The organism is Streptomyces sp. NPDC052299, from assembly GCF_040679335.1.
Lineage (GTDB): Bacteria > Actinomycetota > Actinomycetes > Streptomycetales > Streptomycetaceae > Streptomyces.
Window position 1 is genome coordinate 235578 of sequence record NZ_JBFAUP010000001.1, and the last position, 13880, is coordinate 249457.

Annotated in this window: 13 protein-coding genes; 7 read left to right on the top strand and 6 right to left on the bottom strand. The window is 69.4% G+C overall.

What is annotated here, in order from left to right:
- Positions 1-119: 119 nt before the first annotated feature.
- Positions 120-851, bottom strand: coding sequence for a DUF5324 family protein (locus AB0L33_RS01065; RefSeq protein ID WP_365676979.1), 732 nt, complete (start codon positions 849-851; stop codon positions 120-122).
- Between the two features lie 335 nt (positions 852-1186).
- Between AB0L33_RS01065 and AB0L33_RS01070 the strand changes: the two genes are divergently transcribed.
- Both AB0L33_RS01070 and AB0L33_RS01075 read left to right on the top strand, forming a co-directional pair.
- Positions 1187-1714, top strand: a complete 528-nt coding sequence (locus AB0L33_RS01070) for a peptidylprolyl isomerase (protein ID WP_365676980.1) — start codon at positions 1187-1189, stop codon at positions 1712-1714.
- Positions 1715-1868: 154 nt separating this feature from the next.
- On the top strand, positions 1869-2768 hold the full coding sequence (locus tag AB0L33_RS01075) for a rhomboid family intramembrane serine protease (RefSeq protein WP_365677374.1): 900 nt from the start codon (positions 1869-1871) through the stop codon (positions 2766-2768).
- Positions 2769-3075: 307 nt separating this feature from the next.
- Here the strand turns inward: AB0L33_RS01075 and crgA are convergent, their stop codons facing one another.
- Entirely contained in the window at positions 3076-3330 is a 255-nt protein-coding gene (gene crgA / locus AB0L33_RS01080; protein ID WP_164399257.1) for a cell division protein CrgA, read from the bottom strand.
- A gap of 141 nt (positions 3331-3471) precedes the next feature.
- Here crgA and AB0L33_RS01085 point away from each other — a divergent pair, with 141 nt between their 5' ends.
- The 5 genes from AB0L33_RS01085 (at position 3472) to AB0L33_RS01105 (ending at position 7232) form a co-directional block, all read left to right on the top strand.
- Positions 3472-4239 (top strand): DUF881 domain-containing protein, encoded by a 768-nt coding sequence (locus AB0L33_RS01085; RefSeq protein WP_365676981.1) that lies wholly within the window; start codon positions 3472-3474, stop codon positions 4237-4239.
- A gap of 94 nt (positions 4240-4333) precedes the next feature.
- The gene (locus tag AB0L33_RS01090) at positions 4334-4519 is read left to right on the top strand and encodes a hypothetical protein (protein WP_365676982.1); all 186 of its coding nucleotides are present in this window, start codon (positions 4334-4336) and stop codon (positions 4517-4519) included.
- Positions 4516-5154, top strand: coding sequence for an aminodeoxychorismate/anthranilate synthase component II (locus tag AB0L33_RS01095; RefSeq protein WP_365676983.1), 639 nt, complete (start codon positions 4516-4518; stop codon positions 5152-5154). The genes AB0L33_RS01090 and AB0L33_RS01095 overlap by 4 nt, the downstream gene beginning before the upstream one ends.
- The gene (locus AB0L33_RS01100; protein WP_365676985.1) at positions 5151-6470 is read left to right on the top strand and encodes a class E sortase; all 1320 of its coding nucleotides are present in this window, start codon (positions 5151-5153) and stop codon (positions 6468-6470) included. The genes AB0L33_RS01095 and AB0L33_RS01100 overlap by 4 nt, the downstream gene beginning before the upstream one ends.
- A gap of 33 nt (positions 6471-6503) precedes the next feature.
- On the top strand, positions 6504-7232 hold the full coding sequence (locus AB0L33_RS01105; RefSeq protein WP_365676986.1) for a class E sortase: 729 nt from the start codon (positions 6504-6506) through the stop codon (positions 7230-7232).
- Between the two features lie 73 nt (positions 7233-7305).
- Here AB0L33_RS01105 and pknB read toward each other — a convergent pair whose 3' ends face one another.
- The 4 genes from pknB to AB0L33_RS01125 all read right to left on the bottom strand — a co-directional run bounded on the left by pknB (position 7306) and on the right by AB0L33_RS01125 (position 13869).
- On the bottom strand, positions 7306-9303 hold the full coding sequence (gene pknB / locus AB0L33_RS01110) for a Stk1 family PASTA domain-containing Ser/Thr kinase (RefSeq protein ID WP_365676987.1): 1998 nt from the start codon (positions 9301-9303) through the stop codon (positions 7306-7308).
- Between the two features lie 167 nt (positions 9304-9470).
- On the bottom strand, positions 9471-10928 hold the full coding sequence (locus tag AB0L33_RS01115) for a penicillin-binding protein 2 (RefSeq protein WP_365676988.1): 1458 nt from the start codon (positions 10926-10928) through the stop codon (positions 9471-9473).
- Positions 10925-12337 carry an FtsW/RodA/SpoVE family cell cycle protein gene (locus AB0L33_RS01120; RefSeq protein ID WP_365676989.1) on the bottom strand — a complete coding sequence of 471 codons (1413 nt, stop codon included), beginning with the start codon at positions 12335-12337 and terminating at the stop codon, positions 10925-10927. Before AB0L33_RS01120 ends, AB0L33_RS01115 begins: the two co-directional genes overlap by 4 nt.
- Before the next feature lie 23 nt (positions 12338-12360).
- Entirely contained in the window at positions 12361-13869 is a 1509-nt protein-coding gene (locus AB0L33_RS01125) for a Stp1/IreP family PP2C-type Ser/Thr phosphatase (protein ID WP_365676990.1), read from the bottom strand.
- Between the last annotated feature and the right edge of the window lie 11 nt (positions 13870-13880).

A 13880-nucleotide genomic window follows, 5' to 3' on the forward strand; every position in this document is an offset into this window, starting at 1 on the left:
AGAACGACCGTGCGAAGCCGGTACGGAGCGAGGGTTCCGGGTACGCGGACGGGCGCCGGGAGACCTCGCGGTCCTCCGGCGCCCGTCCTGGCGTGCGTGCCGTCGTGCGGGTGTTCGGGTCAGGCGCGGTCGTCCGGACCCGTGGTGTCCGGGCCGTCCTCACCGGCCGCCTCGGCGTCGGCCTGCTTGGCCTCGACCTCGGGGTCCAGGAGCGTCGAGGCGTGCGGGCTGCCGTCGACGGAGGACAGCGGCGCGCGGTCGTCGACCTCGGTGGGGGCGGGCGGCTCCACCAGCCACTCGGGGTTGGCCTGCTTGTCCCACCAGCGCCACACCGCGTAGCCGGCGGCTGCCAGGACGCCGGTGATGGCCAGGCCCTTGAACGCCTTGCCCGCCCTGGCCCGCCGTTCGTGCTTCCGGGCCAGCTTGCGGATCTGCTTCGCCGTGACCTGGCCGCGCAGGGCGGCCACCGCGGCGGCGCTGCGGGCGGCGGCCTCCTCGGCCACCGGCTGGGCGGCGGCCCGGGCGCTCTCGATGCGCGGGACGGTGTAGTCCGCGGCGCTGCGGGCGGCCTGGCGGGTGCGGAGCGCGGCGCGCTGGGCGACCTCGTCCACCTTGGGGGGCACGTGTGTGCGGGCGAGCTCGATGCGTGGGGCGACGTGCGCTCCGTACTGCACACGGGCCTGCTTGGCTGCCTTCGACACCTTCGGTGCGAGCAGCGTGCGGGCCTCATGCGCATAGTGAACGGCCTGGTCCTTGGCCGAGTCGGCGTAGGGCGCCACCACTTCCGCGGCGTGCTGCACGCTGTCCCTCGCCGAGTCGGTTGCGGCACGCACGCTGTCGATGCGGGTCACGGGATCCTCCTCCTTGGTGGCGGGTAGGTACTCCGCCTTTCCACCCAATTCGAGATCATGCCTGCGGGGGCCCTGTGCGGCACGTGGGGCGGGCATCCGGGTCATGCGGTACTTCCGACGACCATGCCACGGTTCGTCCGGTATCGCGCCGGTTCGTCACGCACATGGCCGCATCGTCCGTGCCGCGGCGGCGCGGAGGCCACCGGCTTTCGCCTCGGACGCCGTGGGGGCGGCCCGTGCAAGGATCGGAGCGTCGGACCGGCCCGGCCAGCGGGCCGGTCCGACGCGCGGCGCAGTCGCGCGGAGCACATGTGCAGACTCACGGAAGGCAGATCGTGGCCGAGCAGCTTTACGCCACCTTGAAGACCAACAAGGGCGACATCGAGATCCGGCTCCTGCCGAACCACGCGCCGAAGACGGTCAAGAACTTCGTCGAGCTCGCCCAGGGGGAGCGCGAGTGGACCGATCCGACAACGGGCCAGGCGACCCGGGCCCGGTTGTACGACGGCACCGTCTTCCACCGCGTCATCAGCGGTTTCATGATTCAGGGCGGTGACCCGCTGGGGAACGGCACCGGCGGTCCGGGGTACGAGTTCAAGGACGAGTTCCACCCCGACCTCGCGTTCAACAAGCCCTATCTGCTGGCCATGGCCAACGCCGGACCGGGCACCAACGGCTCGCAGTTCTTCATCACCGTCTCGCCGACGGCCTGGCTGACCGGCAAGCACACGATCTTCGGTGAGGTCGAGGACGCGAAGAGCCGTCAGGTGGTGGACGCCATCGCGGCCACCGCGACCAACGCGCGTACCGACCGTCCGGTGCAGGACGTCGTCATCGAGTCGGTCGCCATCGAGACGCGCTGATCGCCCTCCGCGTCCGGGAGCTCACTCTCCGACTTCGCGTTCGGGAACCAACCGCCCCGCCCGTCCGTATCTCTTGGCAGAACGGATGCGCGGGGCGGTGTCGTGCGCACCGTGCGACGACGAGGACCGAGGGGACCGTTAAGCCATGGGACCGATGGACCAGCAGCCGCCGGGCGCGGCCGGACCGCCCCCGCCCGTCGGGGGGCCGGCCCACTGCTACCGCCACCCGGACCGGGAGACGGCGGTCCGGTGCGTCCGCTGCGACCGGCCCATCTGCCCGGACTGCATGGTCGACGCGTCGGTCGGCTTCCAGTGCCCGGACTGCGTCCGCTCGGGGTCCGGTACGGGGCACGGGGCGTCCGCCGCCCGGCCGCGCACGCTGGCCGGGGGCGTCGTCGCGGCGGACCCCAGGCTGATCACCAAGATCCTGTTGGGGATCAACGTCGCCGTGTTCGTCGCGGTCCTGGCCGACGAATCGCTGGTCGACCGCCTGATGCTGCTCGGCCGCGCCAACTTCTACTTCGGCGGGCCGCCCGAGGGCGTCGCAGAAGGCCAGTGGTACCGGCTGGTGACGTCGATGTTCCTGCACCAGGAGGTGTGGCACATCGCCTTCAACATGCTGGGTCTGTGGTGGCTGGGCGGTCCGCTGGAGGCGAAGCTGGGCCGCGTCCGCTTCCTGGCCCTCTATCTGCTCTCCGGCCTGGCGGGCGGCGCCCTGACGTACTGGCTCGCGGAGCCGAACCAGCCGTCGCTGGGAGCCTCGGGAGCCATCTACGGTCTGCTGGGCGCCACGGCCGTACTGATGCGCCGGCTGAACTACGACATGCGTCCGGTCATCGCGATCTTCGTGCTCAACCTGATCATCACCTTCAACCCCTGGGGCGGAATCGCCTGGCAGGCACATGTCGGAGGGCTGATCGCCGGAGTGCTGATCGGGATCGGCATGGTGCACGCCCCGCGTGAGCGGCGCGATCTGGTGCAGTTCGGGACCTGCGCCCTGGTGCTGGCGGCCGTCGTCGTGATCGTGATGACGAGAACGGCCGCGCTGACCTAGCCCGTGCCCCCAGGCGGTTGTGGACCATTTGTGACCGAAGTTGTCCACAGGGTTCCACAGCGTGATCCGGATCTTGTGCATATCGCGGGCACAACTGTGCCCCTTGTCCCTGAGCTGGGTTTTTCCAGTAGGGACAAGGGGCGTCCCGCCTCGGGGCGGAGGCGGCTGCAGTCGCACCGGCGTCAACGGCCTGAGAGTTATCCACAGATCGTCTGACCTTTTCCCCCACCTGTGGATAACGCTGTGGGTAACTCAGGGCAGGGGTTGCGCAGCAGGGCCGGTGTGTGGTTCTAGGGGGTCGCGCGGGCTACTTCCACTGTGTGGAGACGCCGAAGCCACCGGCGATGAAACCGAAGCCGACGACGATGTTCCAGTTCCCCAGCGAGTCCACCGGCAGATCGCCGTCGGTCACGTAGAAAACGACGATCCAGGCCAGCCCGATCAGGAAGAGCGCCAGCATCACGGGCGCCACCCAGCTACGGCTGGTCAGCTTTATGTTGGTCGCCTGCTTCGCCGGGGGCGGCGTGAAGTCGGCCTTCTTGCGGATCCGTGACTTCGGCACGAGGAACTCTCCTGTCGATGCGCTGCGTGACCGCGCAGGGAACTGTGGCTGGCGCCGGGGCTGGGCGCGAGGGGGAATGTGGCCTCCCCGGGGCGTCCGTTAGCGTAGTCCTTCCGTGGCACCGAAGGAGATAAGGGTACGTTGAGCAATTCTGCCGACTCTCCCCCCGGACCGGTCCGCCGCCCCTTCCGGCACCCGGCCAGAGTGCTCACGGCTGCCGTTTTCGCCCTTGCCGGACTCATCTTCGTGACCAGCGCGAATACGGCGAAGGGCACCAATATCCGCACCGACGCCTCACTGCTGAAGCTTTCCGACCTCATCCAGCAGCGCAGCGAGAAGAACGCGGCCCTGGAGGAGTCCGCCGCCTCCGTGCGCGAGGACATCGACAGCCTCGCGCAGCGGGACAACGGCAGCACCAAGGCGGAGGCCGCCAGGCTCAAGGCCCTGGAGCGGACCGCGGGCACCACCGAGCTGTCCGGCCCGGCCGTCTCCGTCACGCTCAACGACGCCCCGCCCAACGCCACCGCCAGCCCCGGCTACCCCGACCCGCAGCCCAACGACCTGGTCATCCACCAGCAGGACCTCCAGGCGGTCGTCAACGCCCTGTGGCAGGGCGGCGCCAAGGGCGTCAAGGTCATGGACCAGCGGCTGATCTCCACCAGCGCCGTGCGCTGCGTCGGCAACACCCTGATCCTCCAGGGCCGGGTCTACTCACCGCCGTACAAGATCACCGCGGTCGGCGACACCGGTGCGCTGCGACGGGCGCTGGACGCCTCGCCGGCCATCCAGAACTACCTGCTGTACGTGAAGGCCTACGGGCTCGGCTGGCAGGTGGACGAGCAGGAGAGGGCGACCCTCCCCGGCTACTCGGGCGCGGTGGACCTGCACTACGCGGAGCCGGTGAAGTAGCAGACGGCGACGGGCGCCGCACAGCTTTCCACAGGCATCCCACGCCGGGCCCCGGGCCCTTTAGTCTGGACCCGGTACCGAATGGAGGGTCTGGATGTACAGCTGGATCTGGCGGCATCTGCCGGGCAACGTGTGGGTGCGCGCGTTCATTTCGCTCGCGCTCGCCCTGGCGGTCGTCTATGTGCTGTTCCAGTACGTCTTCCCGTGGGCGGAGCCGCTGCTCCCGTTCGGCGACGTGACGGTCGACGGAGCGAGCGCGCCGACGGGGGCCGCCCGATGAGCGCCCGCATCCTGGTCGTGGACAACTACGACAGCTTCGTCTTCAACCTCGTCCAGTACCTCTACCAGCTCGGCGCCGAGTGCGAGGTGCTGCGCAACGACGAGGTGACCACGGCCCACGCGCAGGACGGCTTCGACGGCGTCCTGCTCTCCCCCGGCCCCGGCACCCCGGAGCACGCGGGCGTCTGCGTCGACATGGTGCGCCACTGCGCGGCGACCGGCGTCCCGGTCTTCGGGGTCTGCCTGGGCATGCAGTCCATGGCGGTGGCGTACGGCGGCGTCGTCGGCCGCGCCCCCGAGCTGCTGCACGGCAAGACCTCGCCGGTGCTCCACGAGGGCGCGGGCGTGTTCGCCGGACTGCCCTCGCCGTTCACCGCGACCCGCTACCACTCGCTCGCCGCCGAACCGGACACGGTGCCCGACGAGCTGGAGGTCACCGCGCGAACGGCCGACGGCATCATCATGGGCCTCCGCCACCGCGAGCTGGCCGTCGAGGGCGTGCAGTTCCACCCGGAGTCGGTGCTCACCGAGCACGGCCACCTGATGCTGGCCAACTGGCTGGTCCGCTGCGGGGACACCGGAGCCGTCGAGAGGTCGGCGGGGCTCGCTCCGGTGGTGGGCAAGGCCGCCGCGTGACCCCACCCCGCCACGGAGCCGGGGCCGGGCAGGACGACCCGCACGATCCGCGGGCGTACGAGGACCCGGGTGCCTTCGAGGCGGCGGTCCACCGGCTGGCGGACCCCTTGAACGACCCGCTGCCGGGTCCGGAGCCCCCGGCCCCGCAGCAGCAGGCGCCCTACGAGCCACAGGGCGCCCAGCAGGCCCCGCAGGAGTGGTACGACCCTCACGGGTACCAACGGGACTGGTACGGCCACCAGGAGCCCGTACAGCCCTCCCCGGGGGCATCGCCGCCCGCGTCCGCCCCGTACGTGCCGGGCCCCGCGGCCCCTCCGCTGCCCCCGGCCGACGACGCCGTGGAGTCGGCCACCGCGGTCCTCGGGCGGGTGGACGTGGGCGACCCGGCCGTGCCGGCGCCCCGTCCGGAGCCGGAACCCGAGTCGCCCGCCGGGTCCGGCGGCGAGGCCGGAGGCGTACCGGACGAGGCCACGCCACCGCCCACCGGTGGCCGCGCCGAGCGCAGGCGTGCCGCGAAGGGCCGTGGCAGGCGGCGCTCCGGGCCGCCGCCTTGCCCGCCCGGCACCGCGACGGACGGCGCCCCGGCGAAGCCCATGACGCGCATGGAGGCGCGCCGCGCGGCCAAGGCCGCCAAGGACAGCCCCGCGATCGTCATCAGCCGGGGCATCGGCGAACTCTTCATCACCCTGGGCGTCCTGATGCTGCTGTTCGTCACCTACCAGCTGTGGTGGACGAATGTGCGTGCCGACCGGCTCGCCGGCCGGGAGACCCACAAGATCCAGGACGACTGGGCCAAGCACGAGAACACCCCCGTGAAACAGGAGGCGTTCGAGCCGGGGCAGGGCTTCGCGATCCTCCACATCCCCAAGCTGGACGTCGTCACGCCGATCGCCGAGGGCACCAGCAAGGAGAAGGTCCTCGACCGGGGCATGGTCGGCCATTACAGCGAGAAGCCCTTGAAAACGGCGATGCCCTCCGACAAGCAGGGCAACTTCGCGCTGGCCGGCCACCGGAACACCCACGGCGAACCGTTCCGCTACATCAACCGCCTGAAGCCCGGCGACCCGATCGTGGTCGAGACCCGGGAGGCGTACTACACCTACGAGATGACGAGCGTGCTGCCGCAGACCTCGCCCTCCAACGTCTCCGTGATCGCGCCGGTGCCGGAGCGGTCCGGGTTCACCGAGCCCGGCCGGTACATCACCTTGACGACGTGTACGCCGGAATTCACGAGTACGTACCGTTTGATCGTCTGGGGCAAGATGGTCGACGAACGGCCGCGCAGCAAGGGGATGCCCGACGTGCTCGCGGACTGAACGGGCCCCACGCCATGACGACAGGGCGGTGCGATGACAGCGACGACCGAGGACCAGGAGCGGACCGAGGAGCCCGCGCCGCCCGGGCGGAAGGGCGGCCGCCATCCCATCGCGACCGCGGTCAGCGTCTTCGGTGAACTGCTCATCACCGCAGGTCTGGTGCTCGGTCTCTTCGTCGTCTACTCGCTGTGGTGGACGAACGTGCTCGCCGACCGCGAGGCCACCAAGCAGGGCCACACCGTCCGCGACAAGTGGGCCGACGGCCCCGGCGCGCTGGACACCAAGGACGGCATCGGCTTCCTCCACGTCCCGTCGATGCGGAACGGCGAGGTGCTCGTCAAGAAGGGCACCGACACCGACATCCTCAACGACGGGGTCGCCGGCTACTACACCGATCCGGTGAAATCCGCGCTCCCCTCCGCCAAGGAGGGCAACTTCTCGCTCGCCGCCCACCGGGACGGCCACGGCGCGAAGTTCCACAACATCGACAAGGTGCGCACCGGGGACGCGATCGTCTTCGAGACGAAGGACACCTGGTACGTCTACAAGGTCTTCAGCGAGCTGCCGGAGACGTCCAAGTACAACGTCGACGTGCTGGGCCCGGTCCCGAAGGGCTCGGGAGCGAAGAAGGCGGGCCGCTACATCACGCTCACGACCTGCACCCCGGTCTACACGTCCAAGTACCGCTACGTCGTGTGGGGCGAGCTGGTGCGTACGGAGAAGGTCGACCGCGACCGCACGAAGCCGGTCGAGCTGCGCTGAGAGGCCTTACGGCAGAGGGCCCCGGTCACCATCGCGGTGACCGGGGCCCTCTGTTCGTGCCGGGCGGTACGGGTCAGTGACCCTGTCCGCCGTTCGGACCGCCGAAGATGTTGCCGCCGCCACCGCCCTCGACGGTGTTCAGGGTGACCGTGCCGCCCTTGTTCACCGGCTGGTTGGGCATCGGGGTGCTCAGGACCACCTTGGCGTCCGGCTTGTCCACGGAACCGGGACCGAGTGCGACGACCAGGCCCATGGCCTCCAGCTGCGCCTTCGCGTCCTGGTACGTCTTGCCGACGATGTCACCCGGGACGTTCACCTGCTCGGGCTCGGCCGGGCCCTTGGAGACCTTGAGGATGATCGAGGTGTCCTTGCCGGCCTTCGTGTTCGGCTCGGGGTTCTGGCCGATCACCTCGTTCGCCGGCTTGTCGGAATCCTCGTCGGACCTGCCGATGTTGGTGAAGCCGAGACCCTTCAGCTGGGCCACCGCGTCGTCGTACGAGCGGGTGGAGACGTTGGGCACGGTGAGCAGCTTCTCCGTGGCGACCTTGAGCGTGACCTCGGAGTTCTCCTCGGCCTTCTCGCCACCCTTCGGGGACTGCTCCAGGACGGTGCCCGGTTCGGCCTGGTCGGACTCGACCGAGGTGACGTTGACGGTGAAGCCCCGCTTTTCAAGAAGCTCGCGGGCGTTGTCCTCGGACTTCTCGGTGACGTCCGGCACCTCGACCTTCGGCGGGCCGCTGGAGACGAAGACCGTGACGGTCTCCTGCTCCTTCATCTGCCCGTCCTCCGGTGTCTGGCGGCAGATCTTGCCCTTGGGCTGGTCCTTGCACTCTTCCTTCGGGCCGACCTTGAGAATGATGTTCGTGTTGTCGGCCAGTTTCTGAGCGTCCTCGACCGTGCTGCCGACCATCTGGGGCACGTCGAACGCACCGTCGTCGCCACCGTCGCCGGGGAAGACCGCCTTGCCGATGAGGATCGCGCCGATCAGCACCAGGATGCCCGCGACGACCAGGAGGATCGTCGAGGTGTGGTTCTTCTTCTGCCTGCGGCGGTCGGGGCGGTCGTCGTAGCCGTAGCCGCCGTCGTCCGGGTTGACCGGCGGCAGCATCGACGTGCGCTCGCCGCTCTGGTCGGCGGCGCGCAGGGCGGTGGTGGGCTGGTCGTTGTCGTAGCCGCCGGGGTAGCCGCCGCCGTAACCCGCCGCACCCATCGCGGCGGTCGCGGCGACCGGCTGGCCGTCGAGGCACGCCTCGATGTCCGCGCGCATCTCGTCGGCCGACTGATAGCGGTAGTCGGGGTCCTTGGTGAGGGCCTTCAGCACGATCGCGTCCATCGCGGGCGTGATCTCGGGGTCGAAGTTGCTCGGCGGCTGCGGCTCTTCCCGTACGTGCTGGTAAGCGACCGCCACCGGGGAGTCGCCGACGAACGGCGGCCGGACGGTCAGCAGCTCGTAGAGCAGGCAGCCGGTCGAGTAGAGGTCCGAGCGCGCGTCGACCTGCTCGCCCTTGGCCTGCTCCGGGGAGAGGTACTGGGCGGTGCCGATGACGGCGGCGGTCTGGGTCATCGTCATCCCGGAGTCGCCCATGGCGCGGGCGATACCGAAGTCCATGACCTTGACCTGGCCGGTCCGGGTCAGCATGACGTTGGCCGGCTTGATGTCCCGGTGGACGATGCCCGCGCGGTGCGAGTACTCCAGAGCCTGGAGGATGCCCACCGTCATTTCGAGCGTCCGCTCGGGCAGCAGCCTGCGCCCGGAGTGCAGCAGCTCGCGGAGCGTCGAGCCGTCGACGTACTCCATGACGATGTACGGGATGGAGACCCCGTCGACGTAGTCCTCGCCGGTGTCGTACACCGCGACGATCGCCGGATGGTTGAGCGAGGCGGCGGACTGGGCCTCACGGCGGAACCGGGCCTGGAAGGACGGGTCGCGGGCGAGGTCCGCCCGGAGCGTCTTCACGGCGACGGTGCGTCCGAGCCGGGTGTCGTGGGCGAGGTAGACCTCGGCCATGCCACCACGGCCGAGCACCGAGCCCAGCTCGTACCGGCCGCCTAGGCGACGCGGCTCTTCCATAACTGTTCCAGCCCTCTCCGTCAGTCCTGACCGCACCGGTGTGCGGTCCGGCGGTGTGCTGTTCGCGCATACGCTACCGGCCGCGCATCAGCTGATCGGCCCGCAGGCAATACCTGATATCCGACCGGTATCCGCAGAGGCGCTTTCGCGGCCGGGTGTGAGTGGTGTCACTTCTCGCTGTCGATGACCGCCTTCATGACCGCCTTCGCGATCGGGGCGGCCAGGCCGCCACCGGAGATGTCGTCGCGGGTGGCGTCGCTGTCCTCGACGACGACGGCCACGGCCACCGGGGAACCGTTGTCCGTCTTCGCGTACGAGATGAACCACGCGTACGGGTTCTCGCTGTTCTTCACGCCGTGCTGGGCGGTTCCGGTCTTGCCGCCGACCGTGACGCCCGGGATCTGGGCGTTCGTGCCGGTGCCCTGCTTGACGACGGTCTCCATCATTTCCTGGAGCTTCTGGGCGTTCTCCGCCGAGAGGGGCCGGCTGAACTCTTCCTTCTCGTGCGTGTAGATCACGTCCAGGTTGGGCGCCTTGCGCTCGGCGACCATGTACGGCTGCATGAGCTTGCCGTCGTTGGCGACGGCGGAGGCGACCATCGCCATCTGGAGCGGGGTGGCGCGGTTCGACGCCTGGCCGATGCCCGCCATGGCGTTCTGCGGCCGGTTGTCCTCGGGGTACACGCTGGCGTCCGCGCGGACCGGGGTGAAGATCTCCTTGTTGAAGCCGAACTTGCCGGCCTCGTCGATCATCTTCTGGTTGCCCAGGTCGTCACTGATCTTGCCGAAGACGGTGTTGCAGGAGAAGCGCAGCGCGTTGCGGAGCGAAGCGTTCTCGCACGGGATGTTGCCCTCGTTGGGCAGGTCCTGACTGGTCTGCGGCAGGCGCCAGGGCAGCGGGGACTTCGTGTCCTCGTCGATGTCTTTGTAGAGCCCGTTCTCCAGGGCGGCGGCGGCGGTGACGACCTTGAACGTGGAGCCGGGCGGGTAGGTCTCGCGCAGCGCCCGGTTGAGCATGGGCTTGTCCTTGTCGTCCTTCAGGGTCTGCCACGCCTTGCTGTCGGACTGGCCGTTGCCCGCGAAGGACGAGGGGTCGTACGAAGGGGTGCTGGCGAGCGCCAGGATGGCACCGGTCTGCGGGTCGAGGGCGGCGACGGCGCCCTTCTTGTTGCCGAGGCCCTCGAAGGCGGCCTTCTGGGCCGCGCCGTTGAGCGTGGTGACGACGTTGCCGCCCGTCCTCTCCTCACCGGTGAACATCGACATCGTCCGGTTGAAGAAGAGCTGGTCGTCGTTGCCGGTGAGGATGCCGTCCTCGAGGTTCTCCAGCTGGGTGGCGCCGAACGCCTGCGAGGAGTAGCCGGTCACGGGGGCCCACATGGGCCCGTTCTTCCAGACCCGCTTGTACTTGAAGTCGCTGCCCTTGGTCTCGGTGGACCCGGTGATCGACTTGCCGTCCACGATGATGTTGCCGCGCTCATGGGCGTACCGCTCGATGCGGACGCGGCGGTTCTCGTCGCGGGTGTTGAGGTCGTCGGCCTTCACGTACTGCAGGTAGTTGGTCCGCGCGAGCAGGGCGAAGATCAGGACGCCGCAGAAGATCGCGATCCGGCGCAGGGGCTTGTTCACGGGCGGACCACCTGGGTCATCTCGGCGTCGGTCGAGGGTGCGGGGGCGGGCGCGGGGCGGCGGGCGGTGTCGCTGATGCGGATGAGGATGCCGATCAGGGCCCAGTTGGCGATCACGGACGAACCACCGGCCGCGAGGAACGGCATCGTCATACCGGTGAGCGGGATCAGACCCATGACGCCGCCGGCGACGACGAAGACCTGGATCGCGAAGGCGCCGGAGAGGCCGATCGCGAGGAGCTTGCCGAAGGGGTCACGGGCGGCGAGCGCCGTGCGGACACCGCGTTCCACGATGAGGCCGTACACCAGCAGGACGGCCATCATCCCGGCGAGGCCGAGCTCGTCACCGACGGTGGCGAGGACGAAGTCGGCGTTGGCGGCGAAGCCGATCAGGTCCGAGTGGCCCTGGCCCCAGCCGGAGCCCAGCGTGCCGCCCGACCCGAACGACATGATGGCGTTGCCGATCTGCTCGCAGGCGCCGTCCGTCTTGAAGCACTTGAACGGGTCCTGCCAGGCGGTCACACGGGCCTGGACGTGCGGTTCGAAGGTCGCGACGCCGACGGCTCCGGCCGCCGACATGAGGAGCCCGAAGACGATCCAGCTGGTCCGCTCGGTGGCGACGTACAGCATGATCACGAAGAGGCCGAAGAACAGGAGTGACGTACCCAGGTCGGTCTCGAAGACGAGGATCAGGATCGACAGCGCCCAGATGACCAGGATGGGCCCCAGGTCGCGCCCGCGCGGCAGGTACAGCCCCATGAAGCGGCGGCTGGCGAGCGCCAGTGCATCACGTTTGACCATGAGATACCCGGCGAAGAAGATCGCGATGATGATCTTCGCGAACTCCCCGGGCTGGATGGAGAAGCCGGCGATGGTGATCCAGATCTTCGCGCCGAACTTGGCCGGAAAGAACATCGGCAGGATCAGCAGGAACAGCGCGGCCACCATCGAGATGTACGTGTAGCGCTGCAGGATGCGGTGGTCCTTGAGTAGCAGCAGCACGCCGACGAAGAGCGCCACACCGACCGCCGAGTACATCAGCTGACGGGGGGCGGACGGGGTGAACACCCCGTAGTAGTTCTCGGCGTCCCTGATCAGCTTCGGCGACTGGTCGAGCCGCCAGATCAGCACCAGCCCCAGTCCGTTGAGCAGCGTGGCCAGCGGCAGCAGCAGCGGGTCGGCGTACCGGGCGAACTTGCGGACCACGAGGTGGGCCACCCCGCCGAGCAGGATGAGCCCCGCCCCGTAGCCGAACATTCCGGAGGGCAGCGTGCCGTCCATGGCCAGGCCCACGTTGGCGTAGGCGAACACCGAGATGGCGATGGCGAAACCCATCATCATCAGTTCGGTGTTGCGTCGGCTCGGCGCGTCGATCGCGCCGATCGTGGTCGTGTTGGTGACAACGCTCATGGTGCTGAAGGCCCCCTACGGCTCTACTTCTTACCGCACTGCGGGACCAGCTTCTTCTCTTCCTCCGAGAGGCTGGGCCCAGGAGTGGGAGTCGTGGAAGTCTGCTCGGACTTGGTGTCGCCACCGGATGTCTTGCCGGACTTCGACGCCTTGGTGGCGTCGCTGTCCGTGCCCTGCGCCTGGCCCTCGTCGCCGTGCGCCTTCTCCGCCGCGCGGCGGGCCGCGTCCTTCTTGCAGGCGGACGCCTGGGTGGAGAGCTCGGCGATCTTCTCGCGGGCGTCGGCGAGGCTGCCCTCGGCGATCGTGGCCTCGACCTTCTTGCGCTGGTAGGCCGGGAGGTACTTGAGTTCGATCTCGGGATGGTCGGTCTCGACCTTCGAGAGCGAGAGCCAGCCGAGATCCTGGCTGATGCCCCGGTACAGCGCGACGTTGTCGTTCTTCGCGCCGACGTAGAACTGGGTCTGCGTCCAGCGGTAGCCGCCGTAGAGCCCGCCGCCGACGACGGCCAGCGCGAGCACCACGTACAGGGAGCGCTTGAGCCACTTGCGGCCGCCGCCCTGCTTGACGAAGTCGTCGTCGGAGTAGGACCCGAAGGACCCCTCGGGCATCCCGTCGTAGCCGGAGTCGTCGCCGCTGCCGGGCGGGCCGAAGCTGCCGGAGGGCGGAGGTACGGGACGGCCGAGGCCGGCCGCACGGCCCGCCGGGGTCTGCATCGCACCGCCGTCGTTCAGCTGGGCCGCCTGGTTCTCGGCGACCGCGCCGACGACGACCGGGGTGTCATTGAGCTGCCCGGCCAGGGTGTCGTTGCTGTCGACGTCGAAGACATCGGCGACGATGCAGGTGATGTTGTCCGGTCCGCCGCCGCGCAGGGCGAGCTGGATCAGGTCCTGGATGGTCTCCTGCGGGCCCTGGTAGCTGGCGAGCGTCTCCTCCATCGTCTGGTGGGAGACGACGCCGGAGAGCCCGTCGGAGCAGATCAGGTAGCGGTCGCCGGCCCGGACCTCACGGATGGAGAGGTCGGGTTCGACGTGGTCGCCACTGCCCAGCGCGCGCATCAGCAGGGAGCGCTGCGGGTGGGTGGTGGCCTCCTCCTCGGTGATCCGGCCCTCGTCCACCAGCCGCTGGACCCAGGTGTGGTCCTGCGTGATCTGGGTGAGCACGCCGTCGCGCAGCAAGTACGCGCGCGAGTCGCCGACGTGCACCAGGCCGAGGCGCTGGCCGGTCCAGAGCAGCGCGGTGAGCGTGGTGCCCATGCCCTCCAGCTGCGGGTCCTCCTCGACCATCATCCGCAGCTGGTCGTTGGCCCGCTGGACCGCCGTACCGAGCGAGGTGAGGATGTCGGAGCCCGGGACGTCGTCATCGAGCTGGACGAGGGTGGAGATCACCTCGGAACTGGCGACCTCACCGGCCGCCTGGCCACCCATTCCGTCGGCGATCGCGAGGAGGCGGGGACCGGCGTAGCCGGAGTCCTCGTTGCCCTCGCGGATCATGCCCTTGTGCGACCCGGCGGCGAAGCGCAGGGACAGACTCATGCGCACCTCAC

Bases quoted from the DNA above. Each gene is read 5' to 3' on its own strand.
- AB0L33_RS01075 (WP_365677374.1), top strand. From the start codon at position 1,869: ATGGACCAGCAGCCGCCGGGCGCGGCCGGACCGCCCCCGCCCGTCGGG.
- AB0L33_RS01090 (WP_365676982.1), top strand. From the start codon at position 4,334: ATGTACAGCTGGATCTGGCGGCATCTGCCGGGCAACGTGTGGGTGCGC.
- AB0L33_RS01095 (WP_365676983.1), top strand. From the start codon at position 4,516: ATGAGCGCCCGCATCCTGGTCGTGGACAACTACGACAGCTTCGTCTTC.
- AB0L33_RS01105 (WP_365676986.1), top strand. From the start codon at position 6,504: ATGACAGCGACGACCGAGGACCAGGAGCGGACCGAGGAGCCCGCGCCG.
- pknB (WP_365676987.1), bottom strand. From the start codon at position 9,303: ATGGAAGAGCCGCGTCGCCTAGGCGGCCGGTACGAGCTGGGCTCGGTG.
- AB0L33_RS01120 (WP_365676989.1), bottom strand. From the start codon at position 12,337: ATGAGCGTTGTCACCAACACGACCACGATCGGCGCGATCGACGCGCCG.
- AB0L33_RS01125 (WP_365676990.1), bottom strand. From the start codon at position 13,869: ATGAGTCTGTCCCTGCGCTTCGCCGCCGGGTCGCACAAGGGCATGATC.